The sequence below is a fragment of the Erythrobacter ani genome, assembly GCF_019204025.1.
Lineage (GTDB): Bacteria > Pseudomonadota > Alphaproteobacteria > Sphingomonadales > Sphingomonadaceae > Erythrobacter > Erythrobacter ani.
The window spans coordinates 928,958-954,142 of the sequence record NZ_JAGSPB010000001.1 but is presented as its reverse complement, the minus strand read 5'-3'; the positions used below and the strand labels follow the sequence as shown (position 1 = coordinate 954,142).

20 protein-coding genes and 1 tRNA gene are annotated in these 25,185 nt (G+C 60.9%); 9 read left to right on the top strand and 12 right to left on the bottom strand.

What is annotated here, in order from left to right; genetic code table 11:
• Positions 1-42: 42 nt before the first annotated feature.
• The 5 genes from KCG45_RS04500 to KCG45_RS04480 all read left to right on the top strand — a co-directional run bounded on the left by KCG45_RS04500 (position 43) and on the right by KCG45_RS04480 (position 4,912).
• Positions 43-127: transfer RNA gene (locus KCG45_RS04500), tRNA-Leu, on the top strand.
• Between the two features lie 122 nt (positions 128-249).
• Positions 250-876: a PilZ domain-containing protein gene (locus KCG45_RS04495; protein ID WP_218315884.1), complete on the top strand. Its 627-nt coding sequence runs from the start codon at positions 250-252 to the stop codon at positions 874-876.
• Positions 877-1,024: 148 nt separating this feature from the next.
• Complete coding sequence (locus tag KCG45_RS04490; protein ID WP_218315883.1) at positions 1,025-2,641, top strand: NAD(P)/FAD-dependent oxidoreductase; 1,617 nt, start codon at positions 1,025-1,027, stop codon at positions 2,639-2,641.
• A 26-nt stretch (positions 2,642-2,667) separates the two neighbouring features.
• On the top strand, positions 2,668-3,108 hold the full coding sequence (locus KCG45_RS04485; RefSeq protein ID WP_218315882.1) for a GtrA family protein: 441 nt from the start codon (positions 2,668-2,670) through the stop codon (positions 3,106-3,108).
• 4 nt (positions 3,109-3,112) lie between these two features.
• Complete coding sequence (locus tag KCG45_RS04480) at positions 3,113-4,912, top strand: hypothetical protein (protein WP_218315881.1); 1,800 nt, start codon at positions 3,113-3,115, stop codon at positions 4,910-4,912.
• A 14-nt stretch (positions 4,913-4,926) separates the two neighbouring features.
• On the opposite strand, the gene msrB is transcribed toward KCG45_RS04480, so the two are convergent.
• The 4 genes from msrB to KCG45_RS04460 all read right to left on the bottom strand — a co-directional run bounded on the left by msrB (position 4,927) and on the right by KCG45_RS04460 (position 9,250).
• The gene (msrB, locus tag KCG45_RS04475; protein WP_218315880.1) at positions 4,927-5,427 is read right to left on the bottom strand and encodes a peptide-methionine (R)-S-oxide reductase MsrB; all 501 of its coding nucleotides are present in this window, start codon (positions 5,425-5,427) and stop codon (positions 4,927-4,929) included.
• 92 nt (positions 5,428-5,519) lie between these two features.
• Positions 5,520-6,857 carry a cytochrome P450 gene (locus KCG45_RS04470; RefSeq protein WP_218315879.1) on the bottom strand — a complete coding sequence of 446 codons (1,338 nt, stop codon included), beginning with the start codon at positions 6,855-6,857 and terminating at the stop codon, positions 5,520-5,522.
• A gap of 93 nt (positions 6,858-6,950) precedes the next feature.
• Positions 6,951-8,255: an ABC transporter permease gene (locus tag KCG45_RS04465; RefSeq protein ID WP_218315878.1), complete on the bottom strand. Its 1,305-nt coding sequence runs from the start codon at positions 8,253-8,255 to the stop codon at positions 6,951-6,953.
• Positions 8,252-9,250, bottom strand: a complete 999-nt coding sequence (locus tag KCG45_RS04460) for an ABC transporter ATP-binding protein (protein WP_439648903.1) — start codon at positions 9,248-9,250, stop codon at positions 8,252-8,254. The genes KCG45_RS04465 and KCG45_RS04460 overlap by 4 nt, the downstream gene beginning before the upstream one ends.
• Before the next feature lie 46 nt (positions 9,251-9,296).
• On the opposite strand from KCG45_RS04460, the gene queG reads away from it, so the two are divergent.
• Entirely contained in the window at positions 9,297-10,358 is a 1,062-nt protein-coding gene (gene queG, locus KCG45_RS04455) for a tRNA epoxyqueuosine(34) reductase QueG (RefSeq protein WP_218315877.1), read from the top strand.
• On the opposite strand, the gene KCG45_RS04450 is transcribed toward queG, so the two are convergent.
• From KCG45_RS04450 to KCG45_RS04430, 5 genes are all read right to left on the bottom strand, one after another.
• Positions 10,342-11,592, bottom strand: coding sequence for an NAD(P)/FAD-dependent oxidoreductase (locus tag KCG45_RS04450; RefSeq protein ID WP_218315876.1), 1,251 nt, complete (start codon positions 11,590-11,592; stop codon positions 10,342-10,344). The two genes, queG and KCG45_RS04450, sit on opposite strands and share 17 nt — an antisense overlap.
• Before the next feature lie 51 nt (positions 11,593-11,643).
• Positions 11,644-16,356 (bottom strand): NAD-glutamate dehydrogenase domain-containing protein, encoded by a 4,713-nt coding sequence (locus KCG45_RS04445; protein ID WP_218315875.1) that lies wholly within the window; start codon positions 16,354-16,356, stop codon positions 11,644-11,646.
• 241 nt (positions 16,357-16,597) lie between these two features.
• Positions 16,598-17,611 carry an LLM class flavin-dependent oxidoreductase gene (locus tag KCG45_RS04440; RefSeq protein ID WP_218315874.1) on the bottom strand — a complete coding sequence of 338 codons (1,014 nt, stop codon included), beginning with the start codon at positions 17,609-17,611 and terminating at the stop codon, positions 16,598-16,600.
• Complete coding sequence (locus tag KCG45_RS04435) at positions 17,608-18,456, bottom strand: tetratricopeptide repeat protein (protein WP_255548027.1); 849 nt, start codon at positions 18,454-18,456, stop codon at positions 17,608-17,610. Before KCG45_RS04435 ends, KCG45_RS04440 begins: the two co-directional genes overlap by 4 nt.
• A 20-nt stretch (positions 18,457-18,476) precedes the next feature.
• The gene (locus tag KCG45_RS04430) at positions 18,477-19,208 is read right to left on the bottom strand and encodes an alpha/beta fold hydrolase (protein ID WP_218315873.1); all 732 of its coding nucleotides are present in this window, start codon (positions 19,206-19,208) and stop codon (positions 18,477-18,479) included.
• Positions 19,209-19,288: 80 nt separating this feature from the next.
• On the opposite strand from KCG45_RS04430, the gene KCG45_RS04425 reads away from it, so the two are divergent.
• Both KCG45_RS04425 and KCG45_RS04420 read left to right on the top strand, forming a co-directional pair.
• On the top strand, positions 19,289-20,953 hold the full coding sequence (locus KCG45_RS04425; RefSeq protein ID WP_218315872.1) for an alkaline phosphatase D family protein: 1,665 nt from the start codon (positions 19,289-19,291) through the stop codon (positions 20,951-20,953).
• A 116-nt stretch (positions 20,954-21,069) separates the two neighbouring features.
• Entirely contained in the window at positions 21,070-21,327 is a 258-nt protein-coding gene (locus KCG45_RS04420; protein ID WP_218315871.1) for a hypothetical protein, read from the top strand.
• Between the two features lie 67 nt (positions 21,328-21,394).
• Here KCG45_RS04420 and KCG45_RS04415 read toward each other — a convergent pair whose 3' ends face one another.
• The 3 genes from KCG45_RS04415 to KCG45_RS04405 form a co-directional block, all read right to left on the bottom strand.
• Positions 21,395-21,586 (bottom strand): helix-turn-helix transcriptional regulator, encoded by a 192-nt coding sequence (locus tag KCG45_RS04415; protein ID WP_218315870.1) that lies wholly within the window; start codon positions 21,584-21,586, stop codon positions 21,395-21,397.
• Positions 21,583-21,981 carry a hypothetical protein gene (locus tag KCG45_RS04410; RefSeq protein ID WP_218315869.1) on the bottom strand — a complete coding sequence of 133 codons (399 nt, stop codon included), beginning with the start codon at positions 21,979-21,981 and terminating at the stop codon, positions 21,583-21,585. The genes KCG45_RS04415 and KCG45_RS04410 overlap by 4 nt, the downstream gene beginning before the upstream one ends.
• Positions 21,982-22,045: 64 nt before the next feature.
• Positions 22,046-22,636, bottom strand: a complete 591-nt coding sequence (locus KCG45_RS04405; RefSeq protein ID WP_218315868.1) for a hypothetical protein — start codon at positions 22,634-22,636, stop codon at positions 22,046-22,048.
• A 532-nt stretch (positions 22,637-23,168) separates the two neighbouring features.
• On the opposite strand from KCG45_RS04405, the gene thrS reads away from it, so the two are divergent.
• Complete coding sequence (gene thrS, locus KCG45_RS04400; protein ID WP_218315867.1) at positions 23,169-25,184, top strand: threonine--tRNA ligase; 2,016 nt, start codon at positions 23,169-23,171, stop codon at positions 25,182-25,184.
• Position 25,185 lies beyond the last annotated feature (1 nt).

Sequence of the window (25,185 nt, the reverse complement as noted above, 5' to 3'; positions counted from 1 at the left end):
GCGCACGGCTGGCTATCGCGCGGTTTGCTCACGCAAAGCGAAGCGGGTGTGGCGGAATGGTAGACGCCGGGGACTTAAAATCCCCTGATCTTTGATCGTGCGGGTTCGAGTCCCGCCACCCGCACCAGCACCCGGGCGCTTGAGCCAATTGTTAACGGATGCCGCTGTAGTGCTCACGATCTGCGCTTAATATCAACCTAGGCTGAAGGCACCATAAGTGCCGCCAGGCAAAGGGCAGGATAAAGCACCATGGAGCATTCGGCGATTTCTTCGCACACTCAAACCGCAATCGTCGATGCGAGTGACCTACGTGACTCCCCGCGGTTTACGCTGCTGGTTCGCGCCGCGAAACTTGTTGGTCCGCAAGGCGAATTCGTCTGCGTAATCAGGGACGTGTCGGAAACGGGGGTGAGCGTCCGGCTGTTCCACGAGATTCCTCAGGGGGAAACACTCGAATTGCAGATGCCGGGAGGTGGGGCCTATCCGATCCGCCCGGTCTGGGCGCGTGACAACCAGGCTGGCTTCGAATTCCTTCAGCGCGTCGATATCGCGCAGCTGATCCATGAGGCTGCAGAATATCCGAAGCGCGGATTGCGCGTCGGTGTCTGCTTTCCCGTGGCCATGACTTCACTCGACCGGACGTGCGAAGGCATCGTCGAGAACCTGTCGCAGCAGGGGGCAAAGATCGAATGCAACCAATTGTTCGCTATCGATCAGGCCCTGCTCATCCACGGTGAGGATTTCGCCGAAGTGCGGGCCAAGGTGCGATGGCGCCGCAATTCGCATTACGGGCTGGTCTTCGACGATACACTGACGCTGGGCGAATTCGCGCGGCTGACGGCCGAACTTCAGGCACCGGGGCTCATCGTCGCCTGACGAGGTCTGGCCGAGATCGCCGGGGAATTCGTCCATACCGTGCCTGAATTAAACAGGCATGTTTACGGCTCGCTAACCATTTTCCTTCACTCCGGTCCTTGCATGGAAGCTGTTGCTAAAGCTGCGGCGTGCAAAACGGGGGCCGTTAATGACTGTGGTTGGCGAAAAGCAGCCTGGAATTCTCGATGTTGATGTCGCCATTATCGGCGCTGGACCGGCGGGCCTGACCGCAGGGTATTTGCTGACAAAGCAGGGCAAGTCGGTCGCAATTATCGAAAAAGACGACACCTATGTCGGCGGGATCAGCCGCACGGTCGAACATGAAGGTTACCGTTTCGATATCGGCGGACACCGCTTCTTCTCCAAATCACAGCAGGTGGTCGATCTCTGGAACGAGATCCTGCCCGACGACTTCATCCAGCGTCCGCGCATGAGCCGCATTTATTATGAAGGCAAATTCTACAGCTATCCGCTGCGCGCATTCGAAGCGCTAGGCAATCTTGGCATCTTGCGTTCTACGGCGTGCATGGTCAGCTACCTCCGCTACAAAATGTTCCCGATCAAGGACGTGAGAAGCTTCGAGGACTGGACCACCAACCAATTCGGCAAAAAACTCTATTCGATCTTTTTCAAGACCTACACCGAGAAGGTGTGGGGTATGCCGTGCGATGAAATGAGCGCGGACTGGGCGGCGCAGCGGATCAAGGGTCTGTCGCTGTGGAACGCCGTGACCGACGGACTCAAGCGCTCGCTCGGATTGAATAAGAAACCGAATGACGGACAGGAAGTGAAAACCCTGCTCGAAACATTCCGGTATCCTCGGCTTGGCCCAGGCATGATGTGGGATGCTGCACGCGATCACATCCAGGTGACCGGCAAAGGCACGGTGCTGATGGGCCATGCGCTCGACAGGCTTGCCAGCGACGGAAGCGGCGGCTGGTCGATGACTGCGGACGGGCCGGACGGCAAAGTCCAGATCCGCGCCAAGGATGCGATCAGCTCTGCGCCAATGCGCGAACTGTCGAAGCGTGTGCACCCGCTCCCGCAAAGCAGCTTGCAGGCGACCAATCTCAAATACCGTGATTTCCTGACCGTCGCACTGATGGTGAAATCGGACGACCTGTTCCCCGATAACTGGATCTACATCCACGATGACCGGGTGCAGGTGGGCCGCGTTCAGAACTTCCGCAGCTGGTCGCCCGAAATGGTGCCGGACGAGGACATGGCCTGTGTTGGCCTCGAATATTTCTGTTTCGAAGGCGACGGGCTCTGGTCCTCGTCCGACGAAGACCTTGTCGCGCAGGCGACGCGGGAGATGGAAATCCTCGGCCTGTGCGACCCGAGCAAGGTCGTCGGCGGCACGGTCGTTCGTCAGGAAAAGGCGTACCCTGTCTATGACGACGAGTACGAGGCCAATGTCGAGGCGATGCGGATCGAACTCGAAGAGAAATATCCCTCGCTCTACCTTGTCGGCCGCAACGGAATGCACCGCTACAACAACCAGGATCACGCGATGATGACCGCGATGCTTACGGTTGAGAACATTCTTGCAGGCGAGCGGATTTACGACACCTGGTGCGTGAATGAGGACGCGGAGTACCACGAAGCGGGCGACGAAGGTGCGCAAGCATCCCTTGCGGCCCGAGACGTACAGTCGGACACGAAACCGCTTAGCGACGATCAGGTGGCAGCGCTTACCTCGCTACGCGGAGTGCCGGAGCGCATCGCGCCTGAGGCCGACGAACCCAAACGTAAATCGGCCTAGGTCACAGGTTGGGGAGCTAGCCACGCATGCCGCAGATGATCAGCACCGTGTTTGCCAAACTGCGCGACGTCCGCTTCGTGCGGTACGTGTTGGCCAGCGTCGGCGCGCTCGCGGTCGACGTCGGAGCATTCCTTGCGCTGCTTTCTCTCGGGATGGCGGGGGCCGGGGCATCGGCGATCGGATACTCGCTGGGCATTCTTGCGCATTGGCTGATGTCGAGCCGCGCGGTCTTTCAGGACAGCGTTGCTTCCGCCGGAGTGGCTCGCACCCGGCAGAAAGCATTGTTCGTGATCTCTGCATTGGTCGGTCTGGGCCTCACTACGGCGATCGTTGGACTGGCCGATTACACCGGCGGTGATCCGCGCATTGCCAAGCTTGCAGCGATCGCAGTCAGCTTTACCGCCACATGGTTGATCCGTGCTCGCATCGTGTTCAGGCCGCTGGCCGAACCGGCGAAGGAAGGGTGAATCGATGTTGGTCGAACGCCGCCGGAGCGCTGTGCCGCTCGAATTCCTCGCCCGGGTAGGAATTGCGTGGGCGCTCGTCTGCACTCTCATGATGGTGGTTCACTGGAGCCGCATGAGCAGCGGAGTTTTCCCGGATCCCGACGATATTCTGAGGCTGGTTCAGGTCCGGGACCTGATCGCTGGTCAAAGCTGGTTCGACATCAATCAATACCGGATCGATGCCGCGGGCGGCGGCGTCGCCATGCATTGGTCGAGACTTGTCGATATTCCCCTGGCGCTCGTCATTCTTGCATTGACGCCCCTGACCGGGACAGCGGCCGCTGAAACAGCGGCTGTTGTTATCGTCCCGCTGGTTACGCTTGGTCTCGCCATGCTGCTCGCTGCGCGTGTCGCGTGGAAACTGCTCGGTGATGAGGAAGCAACGCTCACATCGCTGATCGTCGTCATTTCGGTGCCGGTCCTGTTCCAGTTGAGCCCTATGCGGATCGATCACCACGGCTGGCAGATCGTGTGCGCGCTCGTGGCAGTCAATGGCCTGATGGCGCGTTCGAAATGCGCTGGCGGGTGGGTTGTCGGCGCTTCGCTGGCGACGTGGCTTTCGATCTCAATGGAAGGGTTGCCGCTGGCTGCCGCGATCTTCGCAGTGCTTGCATGGCGTTGGCTCAGAAATCGCGGGGAGAGCGCATGGCTTGTCAGTGCGATGCAATCCTTCGCAATCATCGGCGCGGGGCTGTTTGCAGCTACCCGCGGCATCGCCGATCTCGCCAGTTATTGCGACGCGATCAGCCCAATGCACCTTGCAATGTTTGCATGGGGCGCGGCGGTGCTGACCGTGCTCGCCAAGATGGAGCCGCTTCCGCGTGGGATTGTCTTTGCTGGTTTTGCCGTTGCAGGAGGCGGCGCACTCGCAATGATGCTTGCCACCGCACCGCAATGCGCGACCGGCGGCTTTGCCGATCTCGATCCTGTCGTGGCCCGGAATTGGCACGCTTATGTCAGCGAAGGCATGCCGATGTGGCGGCAGACCCTCCCGGTGGCCCTGCAATATGTCGTGACGCCATTGATTGGCCTGGTCGCAGCTTTCAATCTCGCCCGTCAATCGCATGACTGGCTGGGCCGGTTCTGGTCCGATTATGTCCTGATCCTCTTCGCAGCCTTCCTGATATCGCTCTTCGTCGCGCGAGCAGGTGCAGTGGCATGTGTGCTCGCAGCGCCGCCGCTTGCATGGCAGGTGCGCTCATGGCTTCGCACCATTCGCGCCATGAAGCGCCCGGCTCCGCGTGTGGCAGCAATGCTCGCAGTGGCCTGCGCGCTGCTCCCGACTTTTCCTCTGGTGCTGCTGACGAATGCAATGCCGGCACAGGCAGCCCTGGGCAACGGCACCATTGCGGCCATCGTGCCCGACCCGCCCAAGCCTGAGACGTGCGAGGTGAAAGACGTCGCACCGCAGCTGACCGCGCTTGAGCAAGGCGAGTTTTACGCTTTGATGGATTTCGCGCCGCACATCCTGCTCACCACCGATCACAGCGTTGTCGCCACCGGGCACCATCGCGGTGACAAGTCCATGAAGGTGCTCATCGAAACGGCGCTCGGATCGTCTGACGAGGCGCGCGCCGTCTTGCAGGATCGTGGCACCAAATACGTCATGATCTGTCCAACCGTCGACGAAATCGAAATTTACGCCGCGAATGCGCCCGATGGCTTCGCTGCCGATCTGCTGGCGGATACGCCGCCCGATTGGCTGCATCCGGTCGCTCTTGACGGAGATAGCGGCCTGAAAGTCTGGGCCATCACCGCGCAATAGATCCGCGTGCGAGACTAGGTCGCGACGAAATCCATAGCGAGGCCATTGATACAGTGGCGCTTCCCCGTCGGACGCGGGCCATCCCCAAAAATATGACCGAGGTGTCCGCCGCAATCGGCGCAGTGCACTTCGGTTCTCGGATATCCGATCTTGTAATCGACCGAGGTGCCAACGGCCCCCTTGTCGATGGGCTTGTAGAATGCGGGCCAGCCAGTTCCGCTCTCATATTTGTGCGCTGATGAATACAGGCGGTTGCCGCACCCGGCACACGTATAGACGCCGTCGCGCTTTTCATCGTTCAGTGGAGAGGTGAAAGCGCGCTCCGTCCCCGCTTCGCGCAGAATACGATATTCGCCGCGGGTCAGCTGACGCCGCCATTGCGCATCGGATTTACGGATGCGAAAGTCCTTGCGAGCCTGCGCAGGCGCTGCGCCGCAGCTCGCCAGAACGGGAATGCTGGCGGTCGCAGCAGCAGCCGCCATAAAGCGGCGGCGGGTCGGTTTCTTGGTCGTCATTTTTGCAATTCCGGTAAAACTATAGGGTGTCCCACCATGTTTTACGTTGGAAACGGGCAAAAAGTTTCACTTCGCCACGGCGCCGATAACATCTAGAAATCGGTGATCTCGACCTCGAGCTTGCGGAAGCCATGGACGAAGTTGGCGCGTACCCGCTCCACATCGCCCGCGACATGCACGCGCATCCGGCGTTTATGCATTTCCTCCAGCAGCACACGGAGCTGCAATTCGGCAAGGCGCGCACCGACGCAGCGGTGGATGCCGTAGCCGAACGCGATATGACGCCGGGCATTTTCGCGCGTGATGTCAAGCTTGTGCGGGTTCTCGAAGACGCTCTCTTCGCGGTTTGCGCCTAGATACCAAAGCACGACCTTGTCGCCTTTCTTGATCGTTTGCCCGAACACCTCGGTGTCTTCGGTGCAGGTGCGGCGCATATGGGCGAGCGGCGTCTGAAAGCGCAGGCACTCCTGCACCGCGTTCGGGATCAGTTCGGGCTGCTCTTCGAACAATTTGCGCTGGTCGGGGAATTTGTCGAACGAATGGATGATGCCGCTCATCGTATTGCGGGTTGTGTCATTACCACCGACGATGAGCAAAACGAGATTGCCGATGAATTCCTCCGGGCGCATCTGGTTCATCGCTTCGGAATGAATCATCATCGAAATGAGGTCGTTACCCGGTTCCTTGTCCTGGGTCCGTTCGATCCAGAGCGCTTGGAAATACGCGCCCATCTCGTGAAGGAATTCCCACCGCATTTCGTCAAGCTCGCGGACGCCTGCAAGCTCGGTATCGCCCGACCAATCGGACCAGAAAGTCAGCATGCGGCGGTCTTCCCAAGGGAAACCGAACAGGATCGCCAGCATGCCGGTCGTCAATTCGATCGAAACCTTGTCGACCCAATCGAACACTTCGCCGCGAGGCAGCGTGTCGAGCAATTCACCGGTGCGCTGGCGGATCTCCGGCTCCATCTCTGCCATCGCGCTGGGAGTGAATTTCGGCGCCACGGTACGGCGCTGGCCGGTATGCTGCGGGCGGTCCATCGCGATGAACATCGGAAGTTCTCGGCGGTCCGCCTTGCTTTCCGCGAGTTCTTCCTCGGTCAGGCGCTCGAGGATGGTAATGCCGCCATATTCCCAGCTCGATGAAAACGTCTCGGGAAGCGCCTCGATATGCTGGATCGCCTTGTGACCGACGACTGCCCAGTACGGGCCATACGGGCTTTCCGGGATGTAATGCAGTGGGCCGGCGTCCTGCATTTCCTTGAAGATGGGCTGCCACCGATCCTCGAAATAGATATCCGAACGGCTCACGTCCCACTTATGCGGATGCTGCGGACGTTCTTCAGGATGCTTTTCGTAGTGCTTCGTCAACGCCTCATAGGCGGTTGGCGAAGTGCGAACTTGTGGACGCTCCGGTGCCGTCGTGGCCATGTCTCTCTCCCATCCGGCGGGCTCCAGCCCCGCCGGTGAGTCGCATCCTGCCGTAACTGACACGCGTGTCAATAGTCGGTTTCGATTTGCGACTTATTCAGCTGGCTGGGTAGAAGAATGTTGCGTGGAAGAGCGATTGAAAAGCCTGCGCTTTTTCTTTTCGCGCCCGGCGCCGCCTGATTTCATCACGCGCTTGCGGAACAGCGCCGAACCGGCCTTGATCAGCAGGAATGCTGCCAGCGCCTGCCAAGCGACAGCGGCAATGTGCACCCACAACGTCTCGTCGAGCGCCGCGCGTGCCAGCATCGCGAAAGGCGACGAAAGCGGAAACAGGATCGCGAATGTTTCGAGAGCCGAACCGGGAAGCGTGATGGTATAGGCGGCGAGGAAAAACACCATCAATTGCATCATCGTAACCGGCATCGACATGGTCTGCACTTCGCGCACGGTCTCCGCCATCGCGCCGATCGTAAGGAACAATGCGCCGAGCAGAAGATAGGCCATCGAAAAGTAGATGATCCCGAAAGCAAGGAACATCGGCCATCCCACTGCGGGTCCGGGCAGGCTTCTGAAATCGGTCTGTGTGATAACGACGATGGCATCTTCGGCCAGGGCCCAGAACCCCCAGCCCAGCGCTCCCCAAACCGCGATCCCGACGAAGGATACGCCCAGCATCGCAAACAGCTTGCCCATGAATACGGCATCCATCGGCAGCGCTGCGGCGAGAATTTCGATAATCTTGTTGCCCTTCTCCTCGGCCAGGTTCGACAATACCATCCCGGCGAGGAGCATGGTCAGGAGGAACAGCACCATTTGGGAAGCCTGCGCGGTGCGAATACGGTTCGTCCGTTCAGAGGCAGCGCTGCTCGCAACGACGCTGCTCGTGCTGCGCGGGAATGTGCCTGGCGAGGCTTGAAGCGCGGTGGCGGCTATCAGTTCGACGGGGCCTCTCCAGCGGTCGATCTGCCCTCTCGTGCCGACGATTTGCGGCGCCGTCGGGGTCCCGGTCACGATCGCTGCGTAGTTACCTTTTCGTTCATCCATGAATGCGCGCGCATCGAATCCGCCATCGCGGCGCGCCTCCGGAACGATCTTCACATTGGGGATCGATCGGCCCAGCTGCGGGCGCAGCTTTTCAGCGGCGGAGATCATTGCGAAATTGTCTTCGGACTGCATGGCAAGCCCGATCTCGGTCGATACCGCGGAACGCGAAACCTGTCCGCCAACGCTTCCCGCCAGTCCGCCGACGAGTACAGGGAAAAGGGGGCCGACGAGGAAAAACAGGAAGGCGCGGCTGAATAAAACCGCGACGAAATCCCGCCGCGCGATGACCCAAGCAGCCTCGAGCCGCGACAGGCGCGGACGAGCGTCGATTGCAGCCTGGTCATGATCACTCACGATGCATCTCCTGCCTGGTCTGCTTCGAGTTGGCGCGCAGCGGCTTCACCTGCGATCGCAACGAAAGCATCGTGCAGTCCGGCACGTTCGATGGATAGTGAGAGGATGCCTGCCTCGCCTTCGATCAGCTGCTTCAGCAAGGGTTCGACACCCGCTTCGGGAAGAGAGAAGTAGAAGAAATCGCCTTCGCGCCGCGCGTCATCGGGAAGAGCTGCGGTCCAAGCGCCATCACGGGCACGGGTTTCCAGCCTGACCTGCGCCGGAATGCGGTCACGCGCGGCCTCGACGCTACCGGTGTAAGGAACTTTGCCTCCTGCGATGATGGCGACGCCTTCGCACAGGCGTTCCGCATGGTGGATGACATGGGTCGAGAAGATCACAGTCACCCCGTCCTCGGCGAGCGCGCGGATCATCCTTTCCAACTTGCCTTGGTTGATCGCATCCAGGCCGGAGAACGGCTCATCTAGAACCACAAGACGTGGGCGGTGCACCAGTGTGCCGAGCAATTGCACAGTCTGCGCCATCCCCTTGGAAAGCTGTCGGATCGTGCGGTCGGCGGCATGGGCGAGATCGTGCTTCTCAAGCAGTTCCAGTCCGCGCTTGCGTCCCTCGGCAAGAGGCAACCCGCGCAGTGCCCCCATGAAAGCAATCGCTTCGATCGCCTTCATTGCCGGATAAAGACCGCGCTCTTCGGGCAGGTAGCCTATCAGCCGTCCGATGTCGTGAGGGCGGTCATGGCCGAACACGCGGCGTACCCCCTCGTCCGGATCGATGATGCCCAGCAGCATACGCAAGGTCGTCGTCTTGCCCGCCCCATTGGGGCCAAGCACACCGTAGATCGCACCTTCGGGCACGCTTAGGTCGATTCCCTTGACCGCCATCGTCCCATCGAAGCTCTTGACCAAGCCGCGCGCTTCGATGGCGAGCGGCCTGTCGCCGGGTGTTGGGGCGGAGACATTGCTCGCCGACATCTGTTCGCCTACCTGCATATGCATGTGCGCGGGGCTTAACGCGCGAAACTGAACGGGAGCAACCCCAAGCGTGGTTAACAGGCCGGCAACGCTTAACCTAGAGGCGCGTCTTGAAAAGGAGGCGCGCGCATTGGGTTTCGTCTCGTTCGGCGTTGCAGGCGCGGCGGAGGACCCCGTGCGCTCGCAGCGGCTCGAAGAATGGCTGGGCGAGGGCCGGCATGGCTCGATGGAGTGGATGGAGGCACGGCTGGAGCAGCGCCGCTCGCCCCAAGGGCTGTGGCCGGAAGCGCGCAGCGTGATCGCTCTGGGGATGAGCTATGCACCTGCGAACGATCCGATGGCGCTCGATGACGCGGGGAGCCATGCTAGGATTTCGGTTTACGCCCAAGGCAAGGATTACCACGATGTCGTCAAGAAAAAGCTCAAGGCGCTGGCCCGCTGGCTGGTGGCAGATCAGCCGGACGCGGAGGTAAAGGTCTTTGTCGACACCGCGCCCGTGATGGAAAAACCCTTGGGCGAGGCCGCGGGGATCGGCTGGCAGGGCAAGCATACAAATCTCGTCAGCCCGGAGCATGGCAGCTGGCTGTTTCTCGGCGCGATCTACACCACGCTCGAGCTGAGCCCGAGCGAGCCGCAGCGCGACCAATGCGGGTCATGCCGCGCATGTCTCGACAGCTGCCCGACCGATGCGTTTCCGAACGCCTACCAGATCGATGCGCGGCGCTGCATTTCCTACCTCACGATCGAGCATAATGGGCCGATCCCGGGGGAATTCCGTGAGGCGCTCGGCAACAGGATCTATGGCTGCGATGATTGCCTCGCTGTTTGCCCTTGGAACAAGTTTGCGAACGAAGCGCACGCGATGCGGGAATTCTTGCCGCGCGCGGAATTGGTCGCGCCGAGACTCGGCGAGCTTCTTGCGCTCGACGATGCAGGGTTTCGTTCATTTTTCTCCGGCTCCCCAATCAAGCGGATTGGACGAAACCGGTTCGTGCGCAATTGTCTGTACGCCGCTGGCAACAGCGGAGATTCGAGATTGGTGCAGCAATGCGAGGAACTGCGGAGCGATCCCGATCCGGTGGTTGTCGAGGCCGCCGAATGGGCGGCCAAGCGGCTCAGATCAGTTCCTTGATCGGGATTTCGGGATCGGCCAGCAAGTCGCGGTCTACCCTCTCGGTTCCCGCTTCCAGCATTTTTCGGCCCTGAACGTAATCCTTCATCGTGCCGACGCAATCGAAGGCGATGGGCCTGCCCTCCTTCAAATAGGCAACGGTGAACTTGCGGTCCTGCGGATCACCGCGCAGCACGGTGTCGTCATAGCCGAGGCTGAGGCCTGCGGTCTGCAGCTTGAGATCATACTGGTTCGACCAGAACCACGGCAGCGCCTCGTAATCATGCTTGTCGCCCATGATCGCCTTGGCCACAGTGTTCGCCATGTCATGCGCGTTCTGGACGGATTCGAGCCGTATCACCGCGTTGCCTGCGTACGGATTGGCGTGCGCCGCGCAGTCGCCGATCGCATAGATGTCATCGAGCGTCGTGCGGCAGCAGAAATCGACATCGACGCCATTTGATCCTGCCGCGCCAGCGGCAATGAGCGGCGCAACCGCCGGTACGATGCCAATGCCGACCACCACCATATCGCACGGAACGGTTTCGTCGTTATCGAGGACGACGCCCGAAACCTTGCCATCCTCGCCGAGTATTTCGTTTACCGCGGTATGCAGGCGAATATCGACACCTTGCCTGCGGTGTTCCTCTTCGTAGAAACGTGACAGGTCTTCGCCCGCCACGCGGGCGAGGACCCGGTCCTGCATTTCGACCAGCGTGACTTCGCTCCCGAGCTTGCGCAGCACTGCTGCTGCCTCCAGCCCGATATATCCACCGCCGATGACGAGCGCGCGTGTCGACCCCGCGTCCAGTGCGGCCATCATCGCGTCCGCGTCGCGCTTGTCGCGGACATAGAAAACGCCTTTCAGGTTTGCCCCGGTGCAGCCGAGCCGGCGTGGATCGCCGCCGCCCGACCAGATCAGTTTACGATACCCGATCGTGCCTCCGTTCGAGAGCGTCAGCAAATGCGCGGCGGGATCGATTTCGACAACACCGCTGCCCAATCGCAGATCAATATCCTTCTCCGCCCAGAACTTTTCGGGCCGGATCATGATCCGCTCGAACCCCTTGTCGCCTGCGAGATATTCTTTGGACAGAGGCGGCCGTTCGTAAGGCGGCGCGGTATCGCGTCCGATCATCAAGATCGAGCCTTGGTGACCTTGCTGGCGCAGGGCTATCGCTGCTTGTGCGCCGCCATGGCCCGTTCCGACAATTACGATATCGGCGCTGTCCCGCGTGGTTTGCTCTCGCTCCATGGCTCGGTGGGTCGCTTCAAAATCGCTTCGCGTCAAGCCGCGAAAACGTGTTCAGCGTTCCAGAAGATTGCGGGCCTGACTCGCGATTTGCGCAAGAACCGCAGGAGCGACCGGTGGACGTTCCTGTGCGCGGATCACCATCCGGCGGAATTGCTGGACAGCGGCTTCGTTACGATCCGCCCATTCTGCAATGGTGCCTTGAGGATCGATCTTGCCCGTCTTGCGCCGCATCAAGCGTTTAAGGAATTCCAGCCGCATATGCTGGAAATCGCGCGCCAAGCCATCGACCAAAAGACGCTCCCAGATGTCCGATGGGGACATATGCGCTGCCGTACCTTGCGCCCAGTCCAGGCCGATCCGCTCGCCGATATCGGTGAAAGCGAGGGTAAGTTTCTCCGGGTCGATTTCCGTTTTGCGAGCCAATTGCGCCAGCCCGACGGCTCCGTCGTAATCGAACAGATTCGCGACCCTGACGGCCAAGGCTTCGGGCGCGCCATTGTCGGTGAAGTACTTGCGCAATTTGTCAGATCGCTCCCGGTTTGCCGCCGAAAGCAGTGTTTCGCGCGCGGTAGTCAAAGTCGCCACGCCCCCCGCGAGGTTTGTGATCATTTCGCCGGCCTCGATCTGTCCGGCGGAAGTCCGAAGGACGTCCGACATGAGGTTTCCGACCGATGCCGCAAGGCGGTCGAACAGGATCAAGCGTGCGTCTTCGCTCATCGCGGCATTGTCGAGATCGTCCCAGAGATCGGGCAATCCGAACAGCCTTTCGACCACGACGAAGGCGGCTGCGACATCGGCCAATCCAACACCCTCTTCCTCCGCCAGTTCGAATGCATGGACAAGGCCCAGCCGGTTGACCATGCGGTTCGAAAGGTCGGTCGCGACAAGCTCGCGGCGTAGCCGGTGATCGCGGATCTGATCGGCGAAAGTGATGCGCATCGGCTGCGGGAACAACGCGATCAGCGAGTCTTCGAGGATGGGATCATCCGGCAGGCCGCTCGCCTCGATCGCATCCTGCAACACCAGCTTGGCCGATGACAGGAGCACTGCGAGCTCGGGGCGTGTCAGCCCCCGGCCGTCTGCAGCGCGGCGGCTCAGCGCCTCTCCATCGGCAAGGCCTTCCGTCCGCCGGTCGAGATCACCGGTGTCTTCCAACTGTTCGATCAGCCGAACATAGGATGCGGTCGCATCGGGCCCACCTGCTTCCGCAATCGAGAGGGCCAGCGCCTGCAGCCGGTTGTCTTCGAGCACGATATGGGCAACTTCGTCCGTCATCTTGGCGAGCAGCGAGTTGCGCTTCTTTTCGGTCAGCTTATCGTCGCGGGTCGCCGCGGCGAGTGCGATCTTGATGTTCACTTCGTTATCGGAGCAATCGACACCGGCCGAATTGTCGATGAAGTCGGTGTTGATCCGCCCGCCGCCAAGCGCGAACATGATGCGCCCAGCCTGCGTTATGCCCAGATTCGCGCCTTCGCCTATCACCTTGGCCTGCACATCGCGCGCATCGACGCGCAGCGCATCGTTTGCGGGATCGCCGACCGCGATATGACTTTCAGTCTCAGCCTTGATGTAAGTGCCGATGCCGCCGAACCAGATGAGGTCCAGTTCGGCTTTCAGGATCGCGCTGACCAGCGCATCCGGTTCGATTTCCTTCTCCTCGACACCCAACATCTCGCGCGCTTTTTTTGGCAGCTTGATCCGTTTGAGATCGCGCGAATAGACGCCGCCGCCGCGCGAGATCAGATCGGGATTGTAATCCTCCCAGCTCGATCGCGGCAGGTCGTAGAGGCGTTTGCGTTCTTTCCAGCTTGCGGCCGGATCGGGATCGGGATCGATGAAAATATGACGGTGATCGAAAGCCGCAATCAGCTTGATTGCCTTCGATAGCAGCATTCCGTTCCCGAAGACATCGCCGGACATGTCGCCGCAACCGGCAACGCGCACGCTGTCCTTCTGAACATTGATGCCCATTTCAAGGAAATGGCGCTGGACTGAAACCCATGCACCGCGAGCGGTGATGCCCATTGCCTTGTGATCGTAGCCATTCGATCCGCCGCTGGCGAAAGCATCGTCGAGCCAGAAATCCTTCGATTCCGCGATTGCGTTCGCAACGTCGGAAAAACGGGCTGTCCCTTTGTCGGCAGCGACCACAAAATAGGGGTCTTCACTGTCGTGGATTGCTACCTTATCGGGATGGACGACTTTGCCATCGACGATGTTGTCCGTCACGGACAGCAAAGTCCGGATGAAGACCTCGTAGCTGGCCTGACCTTCAGTGGCCCAGCCTTCGCGGTCGATCGCGGGAGAGGGCAATTCCTTCGGATAGAAACCGCCCTTCGCCCCGGTTGGCACGATCACGGCGTTCTTCACCCGCTGCGCTTTCATCAGGCCGAGGATTTCGGTGCGGAAATCATCGCGCCGGTCGGACCAGCGCAGCCCGCCACGCGCGATAGCCCCCGAGCGCAGATGGATACCTTCGACGCGGCGGGAATATACGAAAATCTCTCGCCACGGCACCGGCTTCGGCAGATTGGGAACGAGACTGGAATCGATCTTGAAGGCGAGCGCTTCGGCTGCGGCTGGCGCGAAGGCATTGGTTCGCAGGACCGCGTCGATGACCGCGCGATAAAGGCGCAGCAAGCGATCGTCATTGATCGCCGAAACCTTGGCAAGGCCCTTTGCGAACGCGCTTTCGGCTGCTTCGATAGCACCAGCCCGGTCGCCGCCGAAATCGGGATCGTGCCGAGCTGTGAACAGATCGATCAAGGCTCGGGTCACGCTGGGTGCACGGCCCAGCGCATCGACGACCGTGTAGATCGTGAAACTCACCCCGGTCTGCCGCAAATAGCGATAAATGGCGCGAAGCCAGCCGGTGTCTCGCGCAGCGAGCGCGGTACCTACGACAAGCCGGTTGAACGCATCGTCTTCGGCCCCGCCATTCAGCACTTCGGCGACCGCGGCCTCGATGGCGGTCGCCCGGTCCAGGATCGCGTCGGCCTCGTCACCCGGCAGGAGGCGTAACGTGAAATCGTGGACAGTGCCGAGAGCGCCGGCTTCCAGCCGCGTCGCCGTTTCGCCGATCACCCGGAAACCGAAATTCTCAAGCGCCGGGACGGCATCAGAAAGCGCCAGCTCGCCGCCGATATGGTAGACTTTCAAACGGAGACTGTCTGACGGATCGCTTGGCAGGCGGTAAAGGCGAGCATCGCGCGCTTCGCTCTCCCGACTTCCAAGGGCGCGCAGACGAACGATGTCGGCAGCGGCCTCGACTGGTCCGTAAAGGGTGCGGAACATCGGCGGAAACGCGTTCGCATATCGGCCGGCAATCGCTGCGGAGCGCGACGCATCGTCGATCTCCGCGAGATGGCTTTCCACCGCGTTGCTCCATCCGCGAAGCATGTCCTCGAGCTGCGATTCGATCGCTTCGGCGTCCGGCAGCGCTTCGGCGCTGCGAATATCGAGAAGGTATTGCAGCATCGCGAGCGCGCCGCCTTCCACTTCCAAGGTCCAGTCGAGCACCTCGGTTCCCGGTGCCATGACGAGCAGACTTTCGATCTGCTGGCGGACATCGGTCGAAAGCATGTCGCGCGGCAGCCAAACAAATGCGAACAGGTGCCGTCCCAAGGGTGATTGGATCATCACCAGTCTTGGGCGCGGCCTGTCGACCAGGCTCATCATCGCGGTCGCGAGGGTGCGGATGTCGTCGTCGCTAAAGGCGATCAGAACGTCATGCGGAAGGGCCGTAAAGGCATGGATCAGCGCTTTGCCCGCATGGCCGCCAGGATCGAAGCCGAGGTCCTTGTTCAGAGATTTGAGCGCGGCTCTCAGGACCGGCACTTCGCTTGGCGGAGAGGCGAGCGCCGCGCTGGTCCAGACGCCCGCGTGGATGGAAAGCGCTGTCACCTTACCCTTGCTGTCACGCACCGGAACCACGAACAGGTCGAGCGGCACGCGCCGGTGCACCGTAGACAGCCGGTTGGACTTTATCACCAGCAGTTCGCGCAGCTCCGCATCGGATTTGTGATTGTCGAACCATTCGAATGCTCGGTCGTAAGAGCTTTCAGCGAGCAGCTGGCGCGCGCTCTGGCGGCAGATGCCGAGAATATCGGTTTCGCTGCCGTCGCGGTGCAGAGTTATGTGACCGAGCTGGGTGAGCATGCCGGTGTTGAGCCAATCGAGTAGCGCAGCTGCCTCCGGATCGGACGAGCGGATCAGGTCGGCATCGGCCTTGTTCGCTTTTTGCACCTTCCGCCAGTCGCCCACTGCGGCGCGAACATCGCCGAGCGTGATGCGGAGCTGGTTGACCAATTCGCGGCGTTGACGCGCATCGACTCTCGGCGTCTCAATGTAGATCAGCGACTCACTCGCTGTTGCGTCCGCTTTAGTATCGGCAAATTTCACGAGGTCGCCGGTCTGATCGCGCTCCACTCCAATGACCGGGTGGACAAGGCGGTCGATGCTCAGTCCCTGCGCGGCAATCGTCGCGGCGATGGAGTCGACCAGAAATGGCATGTCGTCATTGACGATGGCAATACGAAGGCGGCGACGCTCCCCTGTTGCGGATTCAAGCTTCAAGGCTGAACGAGCGGGCTGACGCGACTCGGCTGCGGACAGAAGGAATTCGGTGGTCTCGCTGAGCTGTTCGCCCTCGAGCTCATCGTCGCTCGGCAGGATTGCCGCCTTGAGGTGCTTTTTGAGAGTCTTGTGCAACGCGGTCTCGCCAGAACGCGCCGCCGGGGACTTCCGCTTGGGCTTCGCCACCATATTCCTGCTCCGGGTAATATAATTATGCCGGTTTATTCTTATCCTGTTCGCGATACTCGCTTTGGACGGGGCGGCGCAAGCACGATGATCGCCGTCCGCTCTGCGCTCACAGAATTTTTTATGCAAGCAGCGCCCGGGATCGGGGCTCACTGTCTATAAGGGATATGCGGCGAGTGCTCCGGCCCTCTGTATGGGCAACTCCGCCGCTCTCGGTGCCCACGTCCCGGGTCCGTGCGCTGCATCAACGGCTCGCTGCCAAACCCCCATCGGCAGTCTCGGCCAGACCTTGCATGGTCAGTTGCAGCGACCGGATCCGGGCTTTGGGATCGAAAGTCGAACCGCAGAGGATGATCTCGTCGGCCCCGGTTCGTTTCACGAAAGCGTGCACAGCATCGCTGACCTCCCGCGGCGTCCCGACCGCAGCGGCTTGACTGAGATTGTCGAGCATTGCGCGGTGCGGCGCGGGCAATGTGGCGGCGTATCCTTTTATGGGCGGTGGCAGCTTGCCGGGCTTGCCCGAGCGCAATGCGACAAAGCTTTGCTGCTGGCTCGAGGCAAGCGTATCGGCGGCGTCTTTGCTGTCCGCGGCAAACACATTCATCGCAACGCTCACATAGGGCTCTGCGAGGGCATCGGACGGCTGGAAATCGCGGCGATAAAGGTCCAGCGCGGCATCCAGATGGTCCGGCGCAAAATGCGCTGCAAATGCGTAGGGCAGGCCGAGTTTGGCCGCGAGCTGCGCTCCGAACAGGCTTGACCCCAGCATCCACAATTCGACCTTCGCGCCAAGGCCGGGCGTCGCGGTGACTGGCAGTTCGATATCGCCGGTCAGCAGCGCCCGCAGTTCCACGACATCGTGCGGGAAGTACTCGGAGGCCTGGTGCAAATCCTTGCGCAGCGCGCGCTGCAGTTCCGGTCCTGCACCCGGTGCGCGGCCCAGCCCGAGGTCGATCCGGCCCGGAAACAATGCGTCCAACGTACCGAATTGCTCAGCTATCTGGAACGGCGTGTGATTGGGCAGCATGATACCGCCCGACCCAATCCGTATTGTGCTGGTTGCGTTACCGATATGAGCGAGCACCACCGAGGTCGCCCCGCCTGCGATTCCTTCCATCGCATGGTGTTCCGCGACCCAGAACCGTTTGCAGCCGAGCTGCTCCGCTGCTTGTGCCAGCTCGACGCTGGCTGCGAACGCTTCGCTCAGGGTGCCGCCTTCGCGAACGGGGACCAGATCGAGAACCGAGAAAGCGGTCATGGCTTGGGGGCCAGGCTCGGTCCGGATGGTGGCCCGAGCTGCTCGAGATAGCTCTGCGCGGTCTGCGCGGCAGGGCTATCCGGCTGGGTATCGACGACCGATTGCCAGCTTTGCCGCGCGGCATCCTCACGGCCCGACAGCACTGCGATCAACCCTGCCTCCAGCCCGATCGCACCCTCCAGAGGCGCGAGCCGCGCCGCTTCTTCGATCGCCTCCTGTGCGTCGTCCAATCGCTCGAGCCGGCGATACAGCGTCGCGGTCAGGAGCCATGGTTCGGCTTTTTCGGGCTCCAACAGGGTCGCGCGCGAAAGCGGGACGAAGGCATCGTGCGGGCGTCCGAGCGCGACGAGTACACGTGCCACATCCATCGCCGCCAGCGCCTCCAACGTGGCCGAGGCCGCTTCCTGAGCATTACGCTGTGCGGTCTGGAGCAAGAGCAGCGCGGCCTCTTGATCGCCTCCGCCGAGCGCGGCGTTGCCTGCCATCAGGCCGAACCGGGCCTTGGTCCGCGGTTCGTCCACCGGAGTTTCGTCGCGAGCCGAGATGAATGCGCCGCGCGCATCGTCCCACAGGCCGAGCTCGGTCGCTGCAAGGCCGAGGCAATGATTGGCGATGATCCGGTCGGGCCCGCTAGTCTCGGTCAGCCTGATCTGCGCCTTCGAATGCGCACGCGCCGGGTCTTCAGCAAGCTGGTCCAGACAATCTTCCAGCCACGCTGTCGTCGGATTTTGAGGTGCCGTGATCGACGACTCGCGCGGAGGGCGGTTCAAGAGTTCGTCGGGGAGGCCGAGATTGTCGTTTGCGGCCGGATTGGGACCGACCTGGATCAAGAAGGCGAGGATCATGGACACGTTGGACAGTTCCGTCAGTAAAAGCTGGCGACGAGGCTTTTGAGCAAAGCAATGTCGCTTTCGCGTGAGAGCCTGTGGTCGCCGTCCTTAACCAGCGTCACCTGTACCGCATCCGAACGCAGCTCCTCCGCGAGTTTCAGGCTCGTCTGCCAAGGTACATCCGCATCGCGCTGGCCATGCAGCAGCTTGACAGGGCATGAAACCGAGATGACTGCCTCGAGCCGCATGTGATGCGCGGCATCGGCGTAGAACCCCGGATGCGTCGGAGTTGGATCGGGTCCGTAAGGATTGTCTTCGTAGATTATCTCGCCCGCAGCCAGTTCTGCGCACTGGCTTTCGGAATACCCCCAGCGCGTGAAATCCGGCGCTGCGGCGATGCCGATCATTCCCGCGAGCCGGTCGCCCAGCTTCTCGGCAACGAGCAGCATCAGCCACCCGCCCATTGACGAGCCGACCAGCAAGATCGGCATGACGGTATGCTGCTCGATCAGAGCCAGCACCTCGTCGCGCCATTTCGACAAGGTTCCGTCGGCGAAGTCACCACCGCTTTCGCCGCAACCGGAATAGTCGAGCAGCAGACAGGCCCGACCCTGTGCGCGTGCTTCATCGAACAGGGCGGTCGCTTTTCCGCCTGCCATGTCGGACATGTATCCGGGCAGGAAGACAAGAGCCGGGCCATCACCCTTGATGTACCGATACGCGATCCGCGTTCCGCCGGGCATTTCGTGATGCTTGATATCGAACATGCAAACCCTCTTGCCCGCTGGACGCGCGCGGGCGCAAGTCTTGTCATTGCCAAGACGCGCTTGATGCCTAATGTCGCCTTATGATCAAAAACGATTCCGCGCACTTGCCCGCCCGCAGCCCCACAGACCTTTCTCGCAGAAACCTGTTTCGGCTCGCCGGTGCGTCCGCTGCGCTCGGAACGGTTCCGCTCGCGGCGCGCAGTTTCGGCAGCGGCTTCACGCATTCGGTTGCGAGCGGCGAGCCCCATGCGGACAACGTCCTGCTCTGGACGCGTTACGTTGCCGAAGCGGAAACGATGGTGGAATGGCAGGTCGCAGAGGACGTTGAATTCGCTCGGGTCGTATCCGAAGGGAGCGCGACTGCCTCTCCGAATCGCGATTGGTGTGCCAAGACCATTGCAAACGGATTGAGCCCCGATACCTGGTATTTCTATCGCTTTACCGCGCCCGACGGCACAATGTCCGACACCGGGCGCACCCGCACGCTGCCGCAGGGGCCAACCGGCTCGTTCAAGCTCGCTGTATTCTCGTGCTCGAATTTCGGCTTCGGGTATTTCAATGCCTATGGTCATGCTGCCGAAGCGAACGACTGCGACCTCGCCGTGCATCTGGGCGACTACATCTATGAATACGGCGCGGGCACTTACCCTTCGCAGGAACAGGCTCACGCTCTGCGCGCGCTCCATCCCGACACCGAGATCGTTGCGCTGACCGATTACCGGCTGCGCTACGCCACGTATCGGGCCGATCCCGATTTAAAGCGACTCCATCAGGTCATGCCGATGATAGCTGTCTGGGATGATCACGAAACCGCCAACGACAGCTGGAAAGACGGCGCGCAAAATCACCAGAGCGAAACCGAAGGTGAGTGGGAAGCGCGCAAGGCGGCCGGAAAGCGGGCCTACCGCGAATGGATGCCGGTCTCGGACGAGCCCTATGCTGCGTATGACATTGGCGATCTCGCGACCCTGCTCCGGCTCGACACGCGTCTTGAAGGGCGCGAGGAGCAGTTCAGCCTCGCCACGATACTGTCCGGTTCGAGCGACGCCGATGCCGCAGCAGCGGCGCTGGTGAATTTCCGCGACGGGGATTGGGCCGACCCGGACCGGCAATTGCTTGGCGCAGCGCAGGAGCAATGGCTCGCCGAGCAACTGGCCGCGTCGAAGGCGCGCGGCGCGACATGGCAAATTCTCGCCCAGCAGGTTTTGATGGGCAATCTCAAGACCCCACCAAGCATCGTCAGCGCGATCAGCAGCGAGATGCCCGAGTTTATCCGCACCCGATTACTGGCGGCTGCGCTGGCGAGCCAGATCGGCCTGCCTGCCAATATGGATGCGTGGGATGGCTATCCTGCAGCGCGGGCAAGAGCGCTTGCATCTTCGCTTGAAGCTGATGCCAATCTGCTGGTGCTTGCCGGGGACACCCACAATGGCTGGGCGTTCGAACTGGACCACGAGGGAGCCAAAGTCGGCATCGAATTCGGGGTGCCGGGGGTAAGCTCACCGGGCCTGGAAACCAATCTGAGCGCGATCCCGCCACAGGATTTCGCCACCGCCGCCGTCGCTGCCAACGATCAGCTCAAGTGGGCCGACACTGCGCAGCGCGGATATATGTCGGTCGAGCTGACGCCGGAGCGAGCGACGAACGAGTTTCGCTTCGTCGATACCATCAAGACGCGTTCTACGCGGCTTGCGGGCATCAAGCGGATATCGAGCGAGGCCGGGTCGCGCAGTCTGTCGATCTGACGCATCAATTCTTGGCTGTTTCCCCTGTCATCGCGGCGAAGTGTGCTGCGCGACAAGACGGATTGTCGGAACTTAGGACTTCTTCTTTCGTTGGGTAAGCAACAAAGGAGATTGAAATGCTTGGTAAAATTATTGGAGCCGCAGTTGGCGGCAAAGTTGCGCAGCAGACAAAGAGTATTGGCGGTCCAACCGGCGCCATGATCGGGGCGGCCGTTCCCTTCGTTCTCAGCCGGATGAGCATCCCTGCCATGATCGCTCTTGGCGTGGGCGGATACGCCGCAAAGAAGTTTTTCGGCAAATCGGACGATAAGATGCCAAAACCGGCGGCTAAAACCGCACCCGTCGCGAGCATCCCGCAGCCGACGGCTGCCTGACCCGCATCAAAGTTAATGGAAAAGGGCCTGCACCTCGGTGCGGGCTCTTTTTGCTTCTGGAACGTGGTCAATCGCGACTGAAGATTTCCTCGATCGGCAGGCCGAAGACTTCCGAGATGGTGAACGCCAGCGGAAGTGAGGGGTCATAGCGCCCCTTCTCGATCGCGTTGACGCTCTGGCGGCTGACCGAGAGGCGATCCGCGAGGTCCTGCTGGCTCCAGTCGCGCTCTGCGCGCAGCACTTTCAGGCGATTTTTCACCGCGCGATGCCCCGCCAGCGGAACCAGTAATAGCTCAGAACCAACGCAAGTACGGTGACCCCGACCATGTTTTCTGCTGACATGTCGGGAAGGTCGAAGGCCTTCATACCGATCACCCAGAACAGGTTAACCAGCATCGTGGTCCCCACCGCAACCAAAGCGGAATTCGCCAGTACCTGATACATGTACTCTTCGCTGCAGCGCCGATCGATCGCCGATCCTGCGGCGACTGCCATGGCGATGACAAGTGTTGCGGGCACGAGGATCGCGCCCTGTGTGAATTGGGTGATGGTAGTGACCGATTCCCGCGGGCCATCGATTTCCGCAATCATGGTTGCCGACGCAAACAGCGGCAAGATGAAGAACCAGTCGAGACGTCCGATATTCTTATTCATAGGTAACACTCCGGAAGCTGCATCACCGTCATCTGCGGTGTTCGCGATGCTTGAAAACGACGTTTCATCCGCCACGCACCTTCATCACGAGCTGCGCTACGCCCAGGCCGATTGCCCAGACGGGCAGAACCCACCATGCCCAGATGTGCGGAACGAGTTCGAACGTCTCTAGGAAGCCCCAGAAAATTCCGATGGCCAACACGAAACCAAGGCTGATCAAAGCGGCCTGCACTGTGCGAAACCTGAGATATTTGTCGTCTTCGTCGATCAGGTAGCGGCCCATGGCCCAGATCATCATGAATGTCGGCAGGGTTGGTAACAGGGCAAGAAAAAACACGACCGGGCCGGACGGCTGGTAAGTGTTCCAGACCGCCATCGCGATGCCGAGGCCAAGCACGTAGCCGAACGATGCGATCAATATCCTGCGATTGTATTTCACCATCGCTTGGCTGGCGCAGCCCCGCCTTTCTCCGGCCAAGACGGCAGGAACCATCAATCCCATGGATGCCAGACCGAGTATCAGCAAGGCTGGCCCCTCTATTGCTCCCGTCAATTTCAGTGTGGCGAGCGCCGCGATACTGACAACGAACATGGCCATCCAGAACACCGGTCCCCGCCCTAGAAATCCGGCGGATTTTTGCGCTTCGGCATTCATTGGAGACAGTTCCTGCCAGTATACAGCGATGCACAGGCGGCACTCGATAAACCGGCCGTGATACCGAACGACGCATTGTCATTCAGCCCAAGCGATACCGAAACCAGCGCGGCTATGATGATGATCGCTGCCCAGAGCAGCGCCTTCACTCGAACAGTCATAAGACAAGCTCCCTTTCATTTATGGAAAGCATACTTGTCATTGATTCGCGCTATTGTCAAGCTCCCTTTCCATAATGGAGCGCGTACTTTCCGTGGCCTGACCCACTTGCTCTAGGTGGGTGACAACCGTGCTGCGCATCGCTATCTCGCAAGACATGGCCAACCGTGTGACAACCACCACCACTACCACCACCCCGGTTTTCCGGGGCCGGTTGCTGTTGGTCTGATCCAGCCACACGCCGCGCCCCGATTTTTCGATTTCGGGCGGCGCCGGTGCCAGCTTCCCGAAAAAACGGTTTTCCCTAGGCACCGCTTTTCTAGCGCGCTCATGGCTGTGTCATGGGCGCGGACAAATAAGACGGACGAAACGAATGACCGAACTGCTCAAGATCAGCTTGCCGGATGGATCTGTGCGCGAAATGGAGCGAGGGAGTACGCCCGCTGACGTTGCTGCGGCGATCGGGCCGGGACTTGCGAAAGCTGCGCTGGCCGCCCGCGTCAACGGCGAGGTGCGCGACCTTGGCCGCCCGTTCGAAGGCGATAGCGAACTTGCGCTGATCACCTCGAAAGACGAGGCCGAGGCGCTCGAGCTGGCGCGGCATGATTATGCGCACGTCCTCGCCGAAGCGGTGCAGGCGCTCTATCCCGGCACGCAAATCACGTTCGGTCCGGCGACAGATGACGGCTTTTACTACGATGTGAAAGCGCCCGCGGATCGCGCTCCGTTCAGCATGGAAGACCTCCCCGATATCGAGGAGAAAATGCGCGAGATTATCAAAGCTGACAAACCGCTTGTGCGCGAGGCGTGGACGCGCGAGCAGCTGATCGAGAAATGGGAGTCAGAAGGCGAGAGTTTCAAGGCGGAATGGGCGAAAGAATTGCCCGAGAACGAAGAGCTGACGGTGTACTGGTCGGGCGAAGACTGGCTCGACATGTGCCGCGGCCCGCACCTTCCCTCCACCGGGAAGCTCGACCCGCAGGCGTTCAAGCTGATGCGCGTCGCCGGAGCCTATTGGCGCGGTGATCAGAAGAATGCCCAGCTGACCCGCATTTACGGAACGGGCTGGCTCAACAAGAAGCAATTGAACCAGCATCTCATGCGGCTGGGGGAGGCGGCCAAGCGCGACCACCGAAAGCTCGGGCGGGAGATGGATCTCTTCCACTTGCAGGAAGAGGCGCACGGATCGGTATTCTGGCACCCGAAGGGCTATCGGATCTGGCGCGAGCTTGAAGCCTACATGCGCCGCAAGATGGACGCGGCGGACTACCGCGAGATCAAGACGCCGCAATTGATGGACGTGCGCCAGTGGGAGCAATCGGGCCATTGGGGCAAATATGCGGAGAACATGTTTGCCGTGCCCGACATGGTTCCGGAAGTCGACGATGACAGTGATGGTGCGGCAAAGCCGACCGTTGAAAGCGATGCCGACTGGATGGCGATAAAGCCGATGAACTGTCCGGCGCATGTGCTCGTATTCAAGCAGGGCATTACATCCTATCGCGACCTGCCGATCCGGCTTGGGGAAATGGGCTGCTGCCACCGCAACGAACCGCACGGCGCGCTCCACGGTCTGATGCGGGTGCGTCAGTTCACGCAGGACGATGCGCACATTTTCTGCACTGAGGATCAGGTGGTCGAAGAGGTCCGCAGGTTCTGCAAGCTTGCCGACCAAGTGTACCGTGATTTTGGCTTCAGCTACCACGTGAAGCTCGCCACCCGTCCGGAAAAACGGTTCGGGTCGGATGCCGACTGGGACAAGGCCGAGCAGGAATTGCGCGATGCCGTGGCAGAGGCCGGCATGGATAACGAAGAATATGGCTGGGAAGAATTGCCCGGCGAAGGCGCGTTCTATGCACCCAAGCTCGAATGGCACCTGACCGATGCAATCGGCCGGACCTGGCAGGTCGGCACGATCCAGTCGGATCGCGTGTTGCCGGATCGGCTCGACGCGACCTATGTTGGCGAGGATGGCGGCAAGCACCGCCCGGTGATGTTGCACCGCGCAATCTTCGGTTCGTATGAGCGCTTCATCGGAATTCTGATCGAACACTATGCCGGCCGCTTGCCGGCGTGGCTATCGCCGGTTCAGGCTGTTGTTGCACCGATCGTGTCCGACATCGATGACTATGCGGGAGAAGTCGAGGCGAAGCTGACCGGCGCCGGTCTTCGCGTGAAAAGCGATCTTCGCAACGAAAAGATCAACTACAAGGTCCGCGAACACTCCCTCGCCAAGGTTCCGCACATTCTCGTTGTGGGCAAACGCGAGGCGGAAGAGGGCAAGGTAACTATGCGGACGCTGGGCGAAAAAGAACAACGGGTCCTGACGCTCGACGAGGCCGTTTCGATGTTGAGCGAAGCGGCGACCCCGCCTGACCTGCGGGACTGAC